The sequence below is a fragment of the Bradyrhizobium sp. 26S5 genome (assembly GCF_036923295.1).
GTDB classification, from domain to species: domain Bacteria; phylum Pseudomonadota; class Alphaproteobacteria; order Rhizobiales; family Xanthobacteraceae; genus Bradyrhizobium; species Bradyrhizobium septentrionale.
In genome coordinates this window covers 1,335,599-1,350,895 of record NZ_CP145948.1, presented here as the reverse complement: position 1 = coordinate 1,350,895, position 15,297 = coordinate 1,335,599, and the positions used below count along the sequence as shown (strand labels likewise).

At 59.8% G+C, this 15,297-nt stretch carries 12 protein-coding genes and 7 pseudogenes; 1 reads left to right on the top strand and 18 read right to left on the bottom strand.

Translation table 11 applies throughout. The annotated features are described in order from the left end of the window. Positions 1–5: 5 nt before the first annotated feature. From sufC to V5279_RS46960, 10 genes and pseudogenes are all read right to left on the bottom strand, one after another. The gene (gene sufC / locus V5279_RS06425) at positions 6–758 is read right to left on the bottom strand and encodes a Fe-S cluster assembly ATPase SufC (RefSeq protein WP_338695927.1); all 753 of its coding nucleotides are present in this window, start codon (positions 756–758) and stop codon (positions 6–8) included. A 68-nt stretch (positions 759–826) separates the two neighbouring features. Continuing rightward, positions 827–2,323 carry a Fe-S cluster assembly protein SufB gene (sufB, locus tag V5279_RS06420; protein ID WP_338695925.1) on the bottom strand — a complete coding sequence of 499 codons (1,497 nt, stop codon included), beginning with the start codon at positions 2,321–2,323 and terminating at the stop codon, positions 827–829. Between the two features lie 187 nt (positions 2,324–2,510). Further along, entirely contained in the window at positions 2,511–2,705 is a 195-nt protein-coding gene (locus V5279_RS06415; RefSeq protein WP_165128097.1) for a 4Fe-4S binding protein, read from the bottom strand. A 728-nt stretch (positions 2,706–3,433) separates the two neighbouring features. Further along, positions 3,434–4,535, bottom strand: a pseudogene (gene ald / locus V5279_RS06410) (alanine dehydrogenase). Positions 4,536–5,335: 800 nt separating this feature from the next. After that, a pseudogene (gene hypE / locus V5279_RS06405) lies at positions 5,336–6,384 on the bottom strand (hydrogenase expression/formation protein HypE). Continuing rightward, positions 6,381–7,218 (bottom strand): annotated as a pseudogene (gene hypD / locus V5279_RS06400) (hydrogenase formation protein HypD); the annotation flags it as partial. The pseudogenes hypE and hypD, both read right to left, overlap by 4 nt. 2 nt (positions 7,219–7,220) lie before the next feature. Continuing rightward, positions 7,221–9,218: pseudogene (gene hypF, locus V5279_RS06395) on the bottom strand (carbamoyltransferase HypF); the annotation flags it as partial. After that, on the bottom strand, positions 9,160–9,312 hold the full coding sequence (locus V5279_RS46970) for a hypothetical protein (protein WP_414646006.1): 153 nt from the start codon (positions 9,310–9,312) through the stop codon (positions 9,160–9,162). The pseudogene hypF and the gene V5279_RS46970, both read right to left, overlap by 59 nt. A gap of 20 nt (positions 9,313–9,332) precedes the next feature. Then, the gene (locus V5279_RS46965) at positions 9,333–9,545 is read right to left on the bottom strand and encodes a hypothetical protein (RefSeq protein ID WP_414646005.1); all 213 of its coding nucleotides are present in this window, start codon (positions 9,543–9,545) and stop codon (positions 9,333–9,335) included. Then, positions 9,475–9,684 carry a hypothetical protein gene (locus V5279_RS46960; protein ID WP_414646001.1) on the bottom strand — a complete coding sequence of 70 codons (210 nt, stop codon included), beginning with the start codon at positions 9,682–9,684 and terminating at the stop codon, positions 9,475–9,477. Before V5279_RS46960 ends, V5279_RS46965 begins: the two co-directional genes overlap by 71 nt. Here V5279_RS46960 and V5279_RS46955 point away from each other — a divergent pair. After that, a complete protein-coding gene (locus V5279_RS46955; RefSeq protein ID WP_414646004.1) occupies positions 9,580–10,056 on the top strand; it encodes a hypothetical protein in 477 nt (158 codons plus the stop codon). The genes V5279_RS46960 and V5279_RS46955 overlap by 105 nt on opposite strands. 54 nt (positions 10,057–10,110) lie before the next feature. Here V5279_RS46955 and hypA read toward each other — a convergent pair. The 8 genes and pseudogenes from hypA to V5279_RS06350 form a co-directional block, all read right to left on the bottom strand. Then, a pseudogene (gene hypA, locus V5279_RS06385) lies at positions 10,111–10,453 on the bottom strand (hydrogenase maturation nickel metallochaperone HypA). A gap of 258 nt (positions 10,454–10,711) precedes the next feature. After that, positions 10,712–11,098 (bottom strand): hypothetical protein, encoded by a 387-nt coding sequence (locus V5279_RS06380; protein ID WP_338695921.1) that lies wholly within the window; start codon positions 11,096–11,098, stop codon positions 10,712–10,714. Further along, positions 11,080–11,538, bottom strand: coding sequence for a hypothetical protein (locus V5279_RS06375; protein ID WP_338695919.1), 459 nt, complete (start codon positions 11,536–11,538; stop codon positions 11,080–11,082). Before V5279_RS06375 ends, V5279_RS06380 begins: the two co-directional genes overlap by 19 nt. Positions 11,539–12,137: 599 nt before the next feature. Beyond that, a complete protein-coding gene (locus V5279_RS06370) occupies positions 12,138–12,698 on the bottom strand; it encodes a hydrogenase expression/formation protein (protein WP_224924202.1) in 561 nt (186 codons plus the stop codon). A gap of 125 nt (positions 12,699–12,823) precedes the next feature. Continuing rightward, positions 12,824–13,851 (bottom strand): annotated as a pseudogene (locus tag V5279_RS06365) (nickel-dependent hydrogenase large subunit); the annotation flags it as partial. Between the two features lie 13 nt (positions 13,852–13,864). Next, positions 13,865–14,095, bottom strand: a complete 231-nt coding sequence (locus V5279_RS06360; RefSeq protein WP_275948938.1) for a hypothetical protein — start codon at positions 14,093–14,095, stop codon at positions 13,865–13,867. Continuing rightward, positions 14,062–14,526 (bottom strand): annotated as a pseudogene (locus tag V5279_RS06355) (hydrogenase small subunit); the annotation flags it as partial. The pseudogene V5279_RS06355 and the gene V5279_RS06360, both read right to left, overlap by 34 nt. Continuing rightward, complete coding sequence (locus V5279_RS06350; protein WP_275948937.1) at positions 14,505–14,885, bottom strand: twin-arginine translocation signal domain-containing protein; 381 nt, start codon at positions 14,883–14,885, stop codon at positions 14,505–14,507. The gene V5279_RS06350 and the pseudogene V5279_RS06355, both read right to left, overlap by 22 nt. Positions 14,886–15,297: the final 412 nt, after the last annotated feature.

Below are 15,297 nucleotides of genomic sequence, written 5' to 3'. Positions count from 1 at the left end.
AGAGGTCAGGCCGCACCTTCGAATTGAGCGTAGCCACAAGCCTCGAGCTCCAGCGCGAGTTCTCTGCCGCCGCGCTTCCTTACCCGCCCTTTGGACATCACATGCACAAAATCCGGCGTTATATAGTCGAGAAGCCGCCGATAGTGGGTGATCACGATCATCGCCCGTTCCGGCGAACGCAGAGCGTTGATACTGTTGGAGACGATGCGCAGCGCGTCGATATCGAGGCCGGAATCTATCTCATCCAAGATGCACAGGCTCGACTCGAATAGCGCCATCTGCAAAATCTCGTTGCGCTTTTTCTCGCCGCCGGAAAATCCGACATTGAAGCCGCGCTTCAGCATGCCTTGTGGGATGTTGAGCGACTTGGCTATCTCGCCGGCCCTTTTCAGAAAATCGGGCGTGGAGAATTCCTCTTGCCCGCGCGCTTTACGCTGAGCGTTCAACGCCGTACGCAGGAAGTTCATGTTGGTCACGCCGGGAATTTCGACCGGATACTGAAACGCAAGAAATATTCCCTTGCCAGCGCGCTCCTCCGGTTCCATCGCGAGAAGATCTTCATCCTTGAACAGGATTTGGCCTGCACTCACTTGATACCCGGGCTTGCCGGAAATAACGTGGCTGAGCGTGGTCTTTCCGGAGCCGTTCGGCCCCATGATCGCGTGTACCTCACCCGCGTTGACCGTAAGATCGAACCCGCGAAGAATTTCGCGCTCGTCCATGCCGGCATGCAAATCTCGAACTTCGAGTAGCGCCATTCTGATCTATCTCCTGAAATGCATCATCCCGGGTGAGCCGCACTCGGGAGGTCCCGCGGGACGGTTGGCTATCCGACGGCCCCTTCGAGCGAGATCGAGATCAGCTTCTGCGCTTCCACCGCGAACTCCATCGGCAGTTTTTGCAGAACGTCCTTGGCGAAGCCATTGACGACAAGCCCAATGGCCTGTTGCTCGCTCAAGCCTCTCTGGACGCAGTAGAACAGCACGTCCTCGGAGATCTTCGACGTGGTCGCTTCGTGCTCGAACGTTGCCGAGGAGTTCTTGGCCTCGACATAGGGCACGGTGTGCGCGCCGCATTTGTCGCCGATCAGGAGCGAATCGCAGGCGGTGTAGTTGCGCGCGCCGGTGGCTTTACGGTGCGCACTGACGAGGCCGCGATAGGTGTTCTGCGATTTGCCGGCGGCGATGCCCTTGGAGATGATCCGGCTCGACGTGTTCTTGCCGAGGTGGATCATCTTGGTGCCGCTATCGACCTGCTGGAAGCCGTTCGAGATCGCGATCGAGTAGAACTCGCCGCTCGAATTGTCGCCGCGCAGGATGCAGCTCGGATATTTCCAGGTGATCGCCGAACCGGTCTCGACCTGGGTCCAGGAGATCTTGGAATTCCTGCCGCGGCAGTCGCCGCGCTTGGTGACGAAATTGTAGATGCCGCCCTTGCCCTCGGAATTGCCGGGGTACCAGTTCTGCACCGTCGAATACTTGATCTCGGCATCGTCGAGTGTGACCAACTCCACCACGGCGGCGTGCAACTGGTTCTCGTCGCGCTGCGGCGCGGTGCAGCCTTCGAGATAGGAGACGTAGGAGCCCTTGTCGGCGATGATCAGCGTGCGCTCGAACTGGCCGGTGTTGCGCTCGTTGATGCGGAAATAGGTCGACAGCTCCATCGGGCAACGCTCGCCCGGCGGCACGTAAACGAACGAGCCGTCGGAGAACACCGCCGAGTTCAGCGTCGCGAAGTAATTGTCCGTGGTCGGCACCACCGTGCCGAGATATTTCTGCACCAGCTCGGGATGCTCGCGGATCGCCTCCGAGATCGGCATGAAGATCACGCCGGCCGCCTTCAGCTCCTTCTGGAAGGTGGTCGCCACCGACACCGAATCGAACACGGCGTCGACCGCGATCTTGCGGCTGGGCGACGGCGCGCCACCAGGCGGCGGCTCGACGCCTTCGAGGATCGCAACCTCGCGCAAGGGAATGCCGAGCTTCTCGTAGGTCTTGAGGATTTCCGGATCGATCTCGTCGATAGAGGACAGCGCCTTCGTCGGCTTCGGCGCCGCGTAGTAGTAGATGTCCTGATAGTCGATCTTCGGATAGTTGACGCGCGCCCAGGTCGGCTCGATCATGGTCAGCCAGCGGCGATACGCCTCCAGGCGCCATTCCAGCATCCAGGCCGGCTCATTCTTCTTTGCAGAGATGAAGCGGACGGTGTCTTCCGACAGCCCCTTCGGGGCCTTGTCGGACTCGATCTGCGTCTCAAACCCATATCGATACTGGTCGACGTCGATACGCCGGACGCACTCGACCGTCTCTTCTACAGCTACCATTGCCTGCTCCGCTCGCGCAAAGACAACTCCAACCAGTTCCGGCGCCCCCTCTCCGAACTGATCCCACAAGTTAGGACCAACTCGGGGCCAGCGCGTAAGAGAATCGGTCGACGAAGCCGGTAGGCTGCCGCTCTCAGTGGTGTCTTCATTCTGTTTCGCGCCGGGGCCCCACTCATCAGCTAATTCCCTATGCCGGCACACAGGTCTCGGGCACCGGGCAAACGACGGCGCACTGCGGCGCGTCAGAATTTCCTTCGCATTGGGTGCACTTGGTCGGATCGATCACATATATGTCGTTCTTCAGGCTAATCGCAGCGTTGGGACATTCGAACTCACACGCACCGCAGACGGTGCACTGGGACGCGATTATCTTGTAGGCCATCACTGCGGTTCCATAAGCAGAAGGTGCGGGACCGCGTCTTGCCTTCAAGTCTCGTGCCAATCAGTCTGGGCTGATTTGTCTCGGCTATCTTTCAGAGCGCATGTCGCCGCCTCGACGGCGTGTCGCAAACTCTACATTCGGAATCATAGTGGCTTGATCTCGGTGCCGTGGCGCACGATCAATGACGGCGGTCAGCCAACCACGTGAACTGCGTCCGCCAGCCCTATGGCGCGATCCTTCCCATGGCCGCGGTCACGCGGCTGCGATCGGGTCGCCTGTTCCCGAGTGCTCCGCCGCCAGGTCGGCCGGGCCCCATGTTATTGGTTCTGCTCACCGGAATGGCGGCGGATTCGACTAAAGCGCCACGATGAACAACCGGCGGGGGTCACACCGGAACGACGCACATCTCCACCGCAGAGCCAGAAACTGTCGCGGCGATCGCGCCAGACAAAGTCACTCCGATGATCGCGGCGTTTAGGTGCCGCGGCACCCGCTTTCAAGCCCGAAGATGACCGGTAACCTTCATCCATATGCCTGTACGAGCAAAGGCACATTGCCTCGCTTCATGGGGCAACTGAAAGCCAAGCGCGATCATCTGGTGTTCCCCGGCTTCGCTTCGCGTTTCAAACATCCGCCCGCGCTGGTTAGCAAATTGATCGAGCCGAAAAAAAAGCCACCCCGAAGAGTGGCCCAAGTCAGGGAGGAAACGCCCGTAAGGGCCTCCGGGATCAGGCCGCAGCCTGTTCGATCGATGAGAAAGGCAACCCTAGGCTCTCGGCCACGGCCTTGTAAGTTAGCCGGCCCCGATGGACATTGAGGCCCGCGCGCAGGTGCGGATTTTCGAGCGCGGCGGCAAACGCCTTGTTGGCCAGTGCCAAACCAAACGGCAGCGTGGCGTTAGTCAGTGCCGGGCTTGAGGTCAGCGGCACGGCGCCGGGCATATTGGCCACGCAATAATGAATGACGCCATCCACTTCGCAGGTTGGATCAGCGTGAGTGGTTGGGTGCGATGTCTCAAAGCAGCCGCCCTGATCGATAGCGACGTCCACGATCACCGCCCTCTTACGCATTGAACTCAGCATACCCCGCCGAACGAGCTTCGGCGCGCTCGCACCTGGAACAAGTACCGCACCAATCACAACATCGGCCGCAAATACCTCTTCCTCCACGGCGTCGATGGTCGAGATTCTGGCCCGAACGCGCAAGCTCGTCCAGTTCGAGCCGGGGTATCGAGCGGTCGATGATGGTGACCTCTGCACCCAAACCGATCGCCATGCGCGCCGCGTGCGTACCAACGAGGCGACCTCCAATCACCACGATCCGGGCCGGCTGAACACCGGGCACTCCACCGATCAACAGCCCTCGTCCGCCAGCACTACGCCTCAGGGCGCTACCCGCCCCTTCAATCGCAAGCCTATCCGCGACCTCGCTCATGGGCGCCAGCAACGGAAGGCCACCTTGCTCATCAGTTACGGTCTCATAGGCGATCTCGGTCCACCCAGATTTTAGGAGCCCCTTGGCCTGCTCCGGGTCCGGGGCCAGATGCAGATAAGTGAAGAGGATCTGGCTCTCCCGCAGCTGGCTCCATTCGGACGGCTAAGGCTCCTTAACCTTTACAATCATCTCGCTCGACTCGAATACCTCGACTGCGGACGCCAGAATCGTTGTGCCGGCGTTGCGATAATCTTCATCCGCCGCGCCAATGCCCGCGCCAGCATCGGTCTCGATCATCACGCGGTGGCGCGCCGCCACGTATTCGCGGACAGCTCCAGGGGTAAGGCCCACGCGATATTCGTGCGCCTTGATTTCCTTGAGGACTCCGACCTTCATTTGAAAACTCCCTGCCTGGAGGGGCTTTCTAATCGGAAGTGCGTAACGATATTGCGACGCGAGCGCCACAATAGCGCAGGAATTCAGCGATCTTTGACCAGCTGCGCAGGATTTCAAACAGGATGCGGCAAGATGCTGAGTGGCTAAGATAACCGTACTCGCTGAGCTCAACGATCGAGCCCTCCGCAGCCGACGCGAACAGGCTCTCGACCGCAATGGCACCCGCGCTGAAAAAATCATATAACGGATCCGTGGGCGTCTTGAAAACGTCTACAGAACTACCTTCGCCGCGATGACAGGGTCCTTCCGCTCTGGACCAAACCTATTCTCATCTCATTACCTGCGAATCACGCGTTGGCTATGCACGAGGTCGGCGAATGCACGGACCTCGGTGTCAGTGCCTTCTCCTAAGCCGCCGAGATTCAGGGGAGCAGATCGAGGATCTCTTATTTCTAAGCTGCTCTTGTGCGACACTAGTCTACAAACTAAGCGGCGCGACTTGAGCCAAGGCGCTGTAAAGAGCCTCGTAAGAGCGCCTTTCGCCTCACCTTAACCTCGAAGTGTCAAGTGGGGAGCAACGACTTTGGGTGAGCGACGAATGGCGCATGAATAAAACGCTTGGGACCGGGTTCGCGGCTTGAGAATGCCACAAATGAAAATCCAGCCTTGCCGAATTTCTGGAAGAGCGAGCATCACAGTCCGCCAGCAGGGCAGGTCGTAGACTTTAGCTCATTTTTTTAAATGGCTAATAACCGCTGATGCGTGCCCCCTCATGCCCGCCGCAGTTGGGCGTGACATGTTCAACAGATCCGAGGCAATTGTTCGCCCGACAGCCAATCGACAACTCGTCCGCCACCGAAACTGGTCGCCATCTGCACAAACTTGTGATCGTCAGCTACCGCCTCTCCAATATCAGCTGCATCGCACCCGAGCGGATGCGCCTTCATGGCTGCAAGCACAGCATCGGCAGAATCAGGCGCGACGATCGCAACGAGCTTGCCCTCGTTAGCGACATGGATCGGATCAAGCCCAAGGAGTTCGCAGGTCGCCGCAACCGCAGGCTTCACAGGAATGGCGGCTTCCTGCAGACGGAAGCCGAGGCCCAATTGATGCGAAATCTCGTTGAGCGAGGCGGCAAGGCCGCCACGCGTGGGGTCACGCATCACCCGGATACCGCTGCCACCGGCCGCAACCATGGCGGCTACGAGGTCGTGCAGCGCGGCTGAATCCGAGCGCGATCTCGATTTGAAAGGCGACGTTCTGGCGCCTTGACATGATCGCCACCCCATGATCGCCGAGGCTACCGGAAATCAGGACACGGTCGCCAACCCTTGCCTTGTCGGCCGAGAGATCGAGCGCATCGGCCAGGACCCCGATGCCCGGTCGTGGAGATGAACAGACCGTCCGCCTTGCCGCGCTCGACGACCTTGGTGTCCCCAGTGATGATGTAAACGCCGGCGTCGCGCGCCGCTAAGCCCATCGACTCCGCAATGGTTTGCAGATCCGAAAATCGGAACCCCTCCTCGATAATAAAGCTAGCCGATAGATAGAGCGGACGCGCGCCGGCCATAGCGACATCATTGATCGTGCCGTTCACAGCGAGTGACCCGATATTGCCGCCAGGAAAGAACAGCGGTGAAACCACATAGCCGTCCGTCGTCATCACTATTCTGCCTGTTGCAACATCAAACGCCGATTGATCATTGCAGCGGGCGAGCCATTCGTTACCGAAGGCTCGGTGAAAAATGTCCGAGATTAGGTGCGCCATGGCACGGCCCCCGGACCCGTGAGAAAGATCAATGCGTCCGTTCTCGACATCAAGTCTGCGTTGATGGGCCTTTACGCTCATGACAACCGTCCCAGCTGATCATCGCGAACTCGGCCATACGTCCAATACGCGGCGCAAGCGCCTTCCGATGAGACCATGCAGGCTCCTATGGGATTTTCCGGCGTGCAAGCAGTTCCAAATAGCTTGCAGTCGACCGGCCGCTTGGCTCCGCGCAGAATTGCGCAGCACTCGCACGCTGGATTGTCAGCGACACGCAGTTCGTGCATCGCAAAACGCGCCTCGGCGTCAAATCTCGCGTATGCCCGCTTCAGCTTCAGTCCGCTTTTGGGTACGAGTCCAAGTCCATGCCATTCGAACTGCTCACGCAGTTCGAATATCTGCGAGACCTCGTCCTTGGCGCGCGGATTGCCTTCGCGCGTAACCGCACGGCTGTATTGATTTTCCACGCCGCAGCGGCCTTCGTTCACTTGCCGCACCAGCATCAGGATCGCCTGCATGACGTCGAGCGGTTCAAATCCCGCGATCACGATCGGCTTACCGAATTGTTCTGCCAGAGGTTCGTAAGGTCGCGTACCGATGATGGTGCTGACATGTGCAGGCCCGACGAAGCCATCAATTGCGCCCCCGCCGATATTGCGGATCTTCGGATTCTCGAGAATGCTGTGCATGGCGGACGGTGTAAGCACGTGTTTGCAGAACACGCTGAGGCTCTTCAGCCGCTTCTTCTCGGCAATCCGGATCATCACCGCCGTCGGTGGCGTCGTAGTCTCAAATCCAGTGGCAAAGAAGACCACGTCCCGGCTCGGTGCCTGTTCGGCGAGCCGAATAGCGTCGATCGTCGAGTAAAACCATCCGAATGTCAGCGCCTAGCGCCTTGGCTCGCAGCAATGACTTCACCCGCGCGTAATTTGGTCAGCCAGCACCGCGTTCAAAAAGCAGCCGCCGCTTAGGACGACGGCATTGACACCGGTTGTTCACGCAAAGCGCGTGACCCAGTCAATGCAAGCGGCGGCGAGAGTGCCATGAAACAGCCCGGCTCCGTCCGTGGCGCCTACGTTGTCTGTAATCAAGTGCTCAAAAAGCGGACGAAGCGACAGCACGCTCGCCATCCATCGTCCAGCCGGCATCGAGAATCTCAGTCCGCCGCACCAGCGCCTCGAGCTTCATTGCGGCCTCGCCCTCATAGCTCTGCAAACTCGCAATGCCCAGCAGCGCCGCCGCCGCATCAAACAACCGGCCCGCGCGGGTTGTGATGGTCCCGCCCTGCTGATCCAGCAATGCGCGCACGCGCTCAGACTGGCGTTGCGCTGCAAAGCGATGGCCGATTTCGGTTCCCCTGCCAAGCAACTGCAACATAGCGTAGGTCCCGCATGACCGTGCTCAGCGATGACGGCGGCAGCATGCGTGTGGTGATGCTGGACAGCGACCAGCGCGCGGCCGCTTCCCTCCGCAAAGCGCGTGGACGCCATATTGGGATGCAGATCGTGGGCGATGACGGCGGGATCGTCGTCAAGAACCAATGTGAGATGACGAATCGTCTCTTCAAACACACGAATGCTTTCGGCCGTATCGAGATCGCCAATATGCTGGGAGACGAACGCTTCGTTGTTCCGCGTGACGGTGATGGTCGACTTCAACGCACCGCCAACAGCGAGTACGGACGGCACAGATCTTGCCAGCCGGATCGGTTCTGGAACATAGCCACGGGCGCGACGAATGCGTTGGGCGCGGCCCGCCACAACCGACACGACGGAGTCATCCGCACGCGTTAGGATCTCGCGATCATGGGTCACGACAAGGTCGGCGATTCCCTCAAGCCGCCGCAGCGCCTGTGCGTTGTCGATCAGCAGCGGTTCGCCACAAAGATTGGCACTGGTGGCAACGATGACGGGGCCAGTCCCCACAAGCGATACTCCGGTCGAACGAAGTACCTGAAAGATGAAGTGATGCAGCGGGGCCGCGGGCAGCATGACACCTACCCGCGATAAGCCGGGAGCTATCGCGGGTGCTAAATTATGGCGCGAACGTAGAAGGACGACGGGACGAGCTACGGATTCGAGTAGCGCGAACTCGGGCTCATTCGCTTCCGCGATCTCATTGACCCGCTCTATGGAACCGACCATGACGGCGAATCGCTTCTCAAGACGCCGCTTTCTGCCGCGCAAACGCTGCACCGCGCCCTGGTTGCGCGCGTCGCAAAGCAGCTGGTATCCGCCCACCCGCCACGGTTTGGCCGTCGACGATTGCCGCGACAATAGCGTTGTTTCCATGGCTGAGCCGCGGGCCGCATGTCGGACACGCGATCGCCTCCGCATGGAACCTGCGACTCGCCGGATCGAGATATTCGCTGACGCAGGCGGCACACAGCCTAAAGGCCTTCATGACCGTGTTTCGGCGATCGTAGGGAAGCTGTTCGGAGAGGGACGGGCCGCAATGCGAGCAACTGATGAAGGGATAACGGTAATGCGACTTTTCGGATCGAACTACTCACTGATGCACTGCTGGCAGGTCGCGGCATCGGCGACGATCCGCGTTGACGACTTGCCACCTTCGCTGGTGCCGATCGAAAAGTCTTTCGCCGCGAGCGCTCCTGTCTCCTGAACGCAGATGTGGTCGATGCATGCCAGTGGTGGTGCTTCAAGCGGCAAAGCGGCAACAAACTCCGACGCACGGTTGCCCTCCACCTCGATCGTAACGCCCTCTGGATCATTGACGACAAACCCCGCCAATCCGTACCGCGTGGCCAGGCCATAGACGTAAGGACGAAATCCGACCCTTTGCACAGCTCCGCTCACGCGCACGCGTAGCCGAGTTTGGCCGCAGGTGGGGCGGCGCTCATCGCCTTGTGTCCCTCTCGGCGAGTCTCTGATGCGCCTGATTGCCGATCCAGGCATAGAGCGCGCCGAAACCCTCGCCAGTACGCGCCAAGACCGTGAGCACTTCGATCCTTGAATTGACGCGCCTTGCATACTCGATGATCTTGCTCACATCGAACTCAAGGAATGATGTCAAATCAATCTTGTAATCAGCACGAGCGACGAAGCGGCAAACATATCCGGATATTTGAGCGGCTGGTCTTCACCTTCGGGGGTCGATAGCATCACGATCTTGCAGGCTTCGCCTAGGTCGAAGGCTGCGGGACAGACCAGATTACCGACGTTCTCGATGAAGAGAATACCGCGCGTGAGCCGCGGCAAGCGGCCGTCGGCCTCGCCGATCATTGAAGCATCGAGGTGGTTCCCTGCCGGTATTGACTTGAACAACCGGCGCGCCAGCCGCGCGAACGCGTTCGGCATCATTCGAGGTCTGTTGGTCGCCTTCGATGACGCCGATCGGGCGAGTGCGCTTGAGCTCGGACACGGCGCGGACGAGCAGCGACGTTTTGCCTGCACCGGGACTGGACACAAGATTAAACGCCAGCAGGTCATCGGCCACGAAGAGCGCGCGATTATCCGCCGCTATCCTATCGTTCTTGCCAAGTATGTCGCGTCCGACCCGAATGACCCGCTCGCGGTTCGTGTCCGCTGCCTTCAAAGTAGCCGCACCGGCCCCGCAGCTCTGAATGGCCTGCCCATCACGAGCCTGCAGATGGCCGGGATGATGATGGCAAGCATGGTCTTGGCGAGCATGGTAGGAATGCAGCAAGCTTTGATCACCATGCACATGGGCGCCGTGGCGATCACCGTCCTGCACACGAGCATGATAGCGCGCCAGTGGTCTTGCGCATCATGAACTTCGACGCGTCCGGTCGAATACATTCCTTCACTGCAACCGCATACGGTCACATCAATTGACCTCCAGCTCTTTCGCGCGCATCTGTTCGCCTGTCGTTATCTGCAACTGATAACTGCCGCAGTAAGGACAACACTCAGCGCGCAGAGCAATTTCGACACTCTTCGAAACAGGCCATGCACCAGGCCATGCCAGGCACTTCGATGATTTTAAGAACCGCGCCGTCGGCGACGGTCCGTGTTGCGACAGCTGTGAAGCAGAACTTAATAGCTTCGGGCGCGACATGGCTCAGGGCCCCGATCTCCAGACGGATGCTCCGCACCTGCGAAATCGATCGGCGACGCGCCTCCTCCTCGACAATTTCGATGATGCCCAGACAAAGCGCCATTTCATGCATCGCCAACCTCGCGAAAATTGAGCGTGAACCCGGCGCAAGGATCGAGCGATGCAATCACCGCACGAACCGCTTCCTGATGTGGTCTCGCCGTCAGCACCGCGCCCTGAAGGCGCCAGACAAGTGGTCCGCACCGATGGAAATTCCATTCCGTCGGCGCTAGGAATTCGACGCGGGATATCCGGCCCCGAGGATCAAGCTCAACCGCGTGATAGAGGCGCCCCCTGGCGCATTCGACTGCTGCCGCTGCACGGCCAGGACCTAGCCTGTAGCTTTCGATGATCCCATGTTCCGCGACTCGATATGAGCACGAGCCTCGAGCCAAGCGCACAGCCGAACCATCTCCGTAATTCTGGCCATCAGCCGCGCAACCGCACCCGGCCGCCCCGGCGGAAGCCGATCACGCGTCATTTGGCGCGCCAACGGCCCCGTTTCGGGCGCATGCCCCTCGAGATCCGGACAACAGCAGAACGTATCGTCGTCCGCGAGTAACCGTTCAACGATATTGCGGTCGTCGGCAACGGACAGGAACGAGTGCTCGATCGAGATTGACTTCAAGTCGACCTCATCAAGCTCTGCAATGCGAAGCGCGAACGGGCTGCCGGACTTCAGCGCACAAGCCTCTCTCGTTATGCCGAGCGCGGCCATCGCGGCCCAATTCGCGCTATTGCTTCGCGTCGAGCAGGGCCGCGGATTGGCTGTTCGCTGCCGATAAACACTGATGTTCCGTGCATCACGGATCGAACCGCTGCCGCACGGCCGACGTTCGGCGTAAGATGACCGACAAAGAGGCCACGCAGCAATTCCGCGATACGCTCGGCAACGACCAAGGTAATACGATGCTGCTTTGTCGCGAGGATGATCTCTTCCTTGCGCGCCGCCTCGATCGCGGCCAGTAAGGCAGCCTGCTGCGCAGCGGCACATAGCGCGAAGAGCCGCGGCAGCCCCTCAAGCACCGACGATGCCTGTTTGCCGGCGAACAGCCACGCCAGCGGCGGCCGGGCTCGGGGCACGATCTCGACTGCGGCGATTACGTCGGCAGCAATCGATACGGTGACATCAATCTTGTTGCGGGAGGCGAGACTCATGGGCGGCGCTCCTCCATCATCTCACGCAACAAAAGCCGGCGACCAGACGCACTGAGATCTAACGCGTGGCTCCAATGTGACGCTGAGCGGTTGTCCGACCAGACGCCGGCAAGGACCGCTGCTTTGGCGCGGGCGGATCGCATAGCTTTGCATGCAAAGATCGCTGAGAGGGGAGCAACAGGCAATTACGGCGAATGGCGCTAGCTCGCCGACAATAAGTTCGATGCAACCGGATCCGGCCCGCAGGGGTAGATACCATTTGTGGCCAGCACGCGGTTGGCAAGTGGCCTTACGCAAGATGACAACCGCCTTCATGACCCGACGCGCAATCATGCCGACGGGCGAGCGCTCATGCGTGCGAAATTCGCTCGCCTCGACCCTGGGCGGTTCGCTCAGAGTCCGTCGCTTGCGATTGGCGATATGCCGATTGGCTACCACAAGCATCGCCACCGATGTGAACATATCGTTTTGCATGCTCCCGCGAGGGCTTATTTCACGGTCAAGCATCGTACTCAATCGACACGCGATCCAGCCAATGCCGCGTTGCCGGCGCGCCGTCTGCGACGAACGCGCCGGATGCCGATTGATTTCCAAGTACTTCATGTGAAGTATGCCTCGATAATTTCCTGCAGGCGTTCGGCGGAATGCTCGAGATCTTCGTCGGCGGCCAGCACAACAATCGGCACGCCGCCGACCTCCAGCGTATCCAGAATGATGTTGTCCATAAAATTGAAGTATTGCACCGACCAGACGTTCCGGATCCGGGTCGCCTGCACTCGGCATGCGCCGTAGCCGCAGAAGATCAGTCGGACCGGACCATTGCCCACGCTTCGCCGCTGAAACGCCAGCTCGACAGCGCTCATCGGCAGCAGCGTGAGATTGATGACATGCGCGTGCATGCCAGACAGCCAGGCACGAGCCCGTCCGCGTATTTCGGCGAGCACCGGCAGCACGTTCATCGCACCGTCCGGCGCCGGGCCTATCACAAGATCGGTGGACGTCAGATCAGTCGCGGCGCGCTGCACAATCTGTGGGATCGCCCCGACCTGAATATATTCATGTGCCGGCTCCATCCCGATGCGCAGGCGCCAGATTCCCGCATGCACGGTCTCCCCGATTTGCGCCAGAGAGCCGTCCGGCAGTGCAACGACGCCGGCCACCTCACCCTCCCCGAGCACCTCGGCAATCAGCTTGCGTTCGAGATCGTCGAGTTTAGCGAGTCTGTAGAGTTCCGTCCCGGCGCCGCTCGTCTGACCGCCAGCAGCAGCGGCAGCGCTCGACAGCAGCGCTTTGGATCACCATGGTCGATCGGCAACACCTCGCTGAGATCGCCATCAAGAATGACGCCGCGCGGCAGCTTGAGACCTTTCGCGGAACAGTCGTTGGCATTTTCGGGGATGTCGCCATAGGACATCACACCTTTGCCCGAAAGCCCGCTGCCATGCAGCCAGTCCTTGTAGAACGAGCCGATCGCTGCAATGTCCGGCAGATAGACCTGCTCGACAAACTCGATCGAACGATCGATGATCGAGGACACTAAGCTAAGCCGCTCCATATTGATCGCACCCACCGCGCCAGTTCCGTCGATATTGATCGCGCAGGGCACGCCGCCGACCAGCCAGTTCGGATGCGGGTTCTTGCCCCCATAGACCGCTTGGACCTTGACGATTTCTTTCTGGAAATCGAGCGCCTCCAGATAATGCGCCACGGCCATCAGATTCGCTTCCGGTGGAAGCTTGTAGGCCGGATGCCCCCCCAATAGCCATTCTTGAACGGACCGGGTTGCCGGGATCCGAAGAACTTAGTGAGCCTGATCTGCAAATCCTTAAAGTAGCCAGGGGACGACAGCGGCCAGGGCGAGATAGACTGCGCCAGCGCCGACGTCGACTTGGGATTGGCCTTGAGCGCGGACATCACGTCAACCCAATCGAGCGCGTGCAAGTGGTAGAAATGCACCAGGTGATCATGCACAAGCAGACACAGTTGCATGATATTGCGTATCGAGTTGGCATTCTCCGGAATGGCGATCCCTAGCGCATTTTCAACGGCGCGCACGGAGGTGAGCGCATGGGTGCCGGTGCAGACACCGCAAATCCGCTCGGTGAAGGCCCAGGCGTCCCGCGGATCGCGCCCGCGCAGGATGACTTCGATGCCACGCCACATCGTCCCGCTCGAGACCGCATTGCGGATCACATTATCAGAATCGACATTGGCCTCGACGCGCAGGTGGCCTTCGATGCGGGTCAGCGGATCGATGACAATTCGCTTGCCGGAAGGATCGAGATTGAACCCATTTGGTGTCTGAACAGCCACCGTCACCTTCCCCTCAACTCGGCTTACTTTTGTCAGTTGCGCGATCCGGCTTGTGGGTCAACCGCTTCACAGCCGTGACCGCCGCATGCGCAGCGACGGTCAGCCCAACAACGCCGGCAGCGGCCATGCCAATCTGATCGGCGTTCTTCTCAATGCCGAGTGGCCAGATTGAATCGGGAATGACACGCCGCCGTTCCCGAACGGCCGAACAGGCATTGTAAGTGGTCGGCCCCTTGCAGCCCATGTTGTATAAGCAATAGCCCTTGCGTGCCCCTCATCGTCCCACTCCTCGACAAACTGGCCAGCGTCGAAATGGGAACGCCGATAGCACTTGTCGTGAATGCGCTCGGAATAAAACATCTTGGGGCGTCCCAGGCGATCGAGCTGCGGCAGCTTTCCGAACGCGGTCATGAAGGTCACCAGGCCGGTCATGGCCTCTGCGATGTGCGGGCACCCGGGCACCTTGATGATCGGCCTGTTGGTGATCACCTTATCGATCGGCACCGCCCCAGTCGGATTGGGCTCGGCCGCTTGCACGCAGCCCGAGGACGCACACGTGCCCCAAGCGACGATCGCCATGGACTCTTCCGCCATCGACCTGAGCTTTTCAACGAACGGCTTGCCGCCGTCTGTGCAGAACATGCCCCCTTCGTTCAGCGGCGGATTGCCTTCCACGGCAAGCACATACTTGCCCTTGTACTTGGCACGGGTTTCCTCCAGGATGGCTTCGGCTTAGTGTCCTGCCGCCGCCATGATCGTGTCGTCATAGTCAGCGAAATCATCGATAGCAGCGTGTCTTTAATCAACGGATGAGCCGATCGGATAAAGCTTTCCGAGCAGCAGGTGCACTCGAGCCCGTGCATCCAGATGACCGGCACACGCGGCTTGATCTCCAAGGCGGAAGCAATACCGCTTGCGGCGAACGAACCGAGTCCGAAGCTCCCGGTTGTCAAACTGCATAATTTGTGAAAACTACGACGCGTGATACCCTGACGTCTGATCACGCTGTAGAAAGTTTCCGATGCCCCGCCCATGGCCCCTTCCAAGTGACTTGTCGGCCGTAACAATTACTGACCCCAACAGCAAGAAACAGGCCACCGCATGGGAGCACACTCGGCAGATACGCGACCGCCGCTTCGCGATTATGGGTAGGGATGAGCGAGCCGAGCTCGCGAGGCACAAGCTACGCGTTGTCCGCCATTCGTGCTAATGATCCGTCGGGGCGGATCGATCCGATGCATCTTTCATTCAGTGGGCGCTTGCTGCGCGAGCACTTTCACAGGATCTATAATCGGAGTCTGGACCTTCAAAGCTCTCATCCAGCGGCGCCAGTCCAGGTCAACTCACCTGAATTGCCTGGAAGCGCCGAGGAGCCCTTTCATGCGCGCACAGCCGCTCCGAGTCCCAATCCCGCAAAGTCGTTGGAGATTATGTGATGCGCCGTCT

Excerpts from the sequence above, each read along its gene's own strand:
- V5279_RS06375 (WP_338695919.1), bottom strand. The coding sequence starts at position 11,538 with ATGAGTCTCGCCTCCCGCAACAAGATTGATGTCACCGTATCGATTGCT.
- V5279_RS06415 (WP_165128097.1), bottom strand. The coding sequence starts at position 2,705 with ATGGCCTACAAGATAATCGCGTCCCAGTGCACCGTCTGCGGTGCGTGT.
- sufC (WP_338695927.1), bottom strand. The coding sequence starts at position 758 with ATGGCGCTACTCGAAGTTCGAGATTTGCATGCCGGCATGGACGAGCGC.
- V5279_RS46965 (WP_414646005.1), bottom strand. The coding sequence starts at position 9,545 with ATGATCGGCGAGGCCGACGGCCGCTTGCCGCGGCTCACGCGCGGTATT.
- V5279_RS06380 (WP_338695921.1), bottom strand. The coding sequence starts at position 11,098 with ATGGCCGCGCTCGGCATAACGAGAGAGGCTTGTGCGCTGAAGTCCGGC.
- V5279_RS06350 (WP_275948937.1), bottom strand. The coding sequence starts at position 14,885 with ATGGGCGGGGCATCGGAAACTTTCTACAGCGTGATCAGACGTCAGGGT.
- sufB (WP_338695925.1), bottom strand. The coding sequence starts at position 2,323 with ATGGTAGCTGTAGAAGAGACGGTCGAGTGCGTCCGGCGTATCGACGTC.
- V5279_RS06360 (WP_275948938.1), bottom strand. The coding sequence starts at position 14,095 with ATGGGCTGCAAGGGGCCGACCACTTACAATGCCTGTTCGGCCGTTCGG.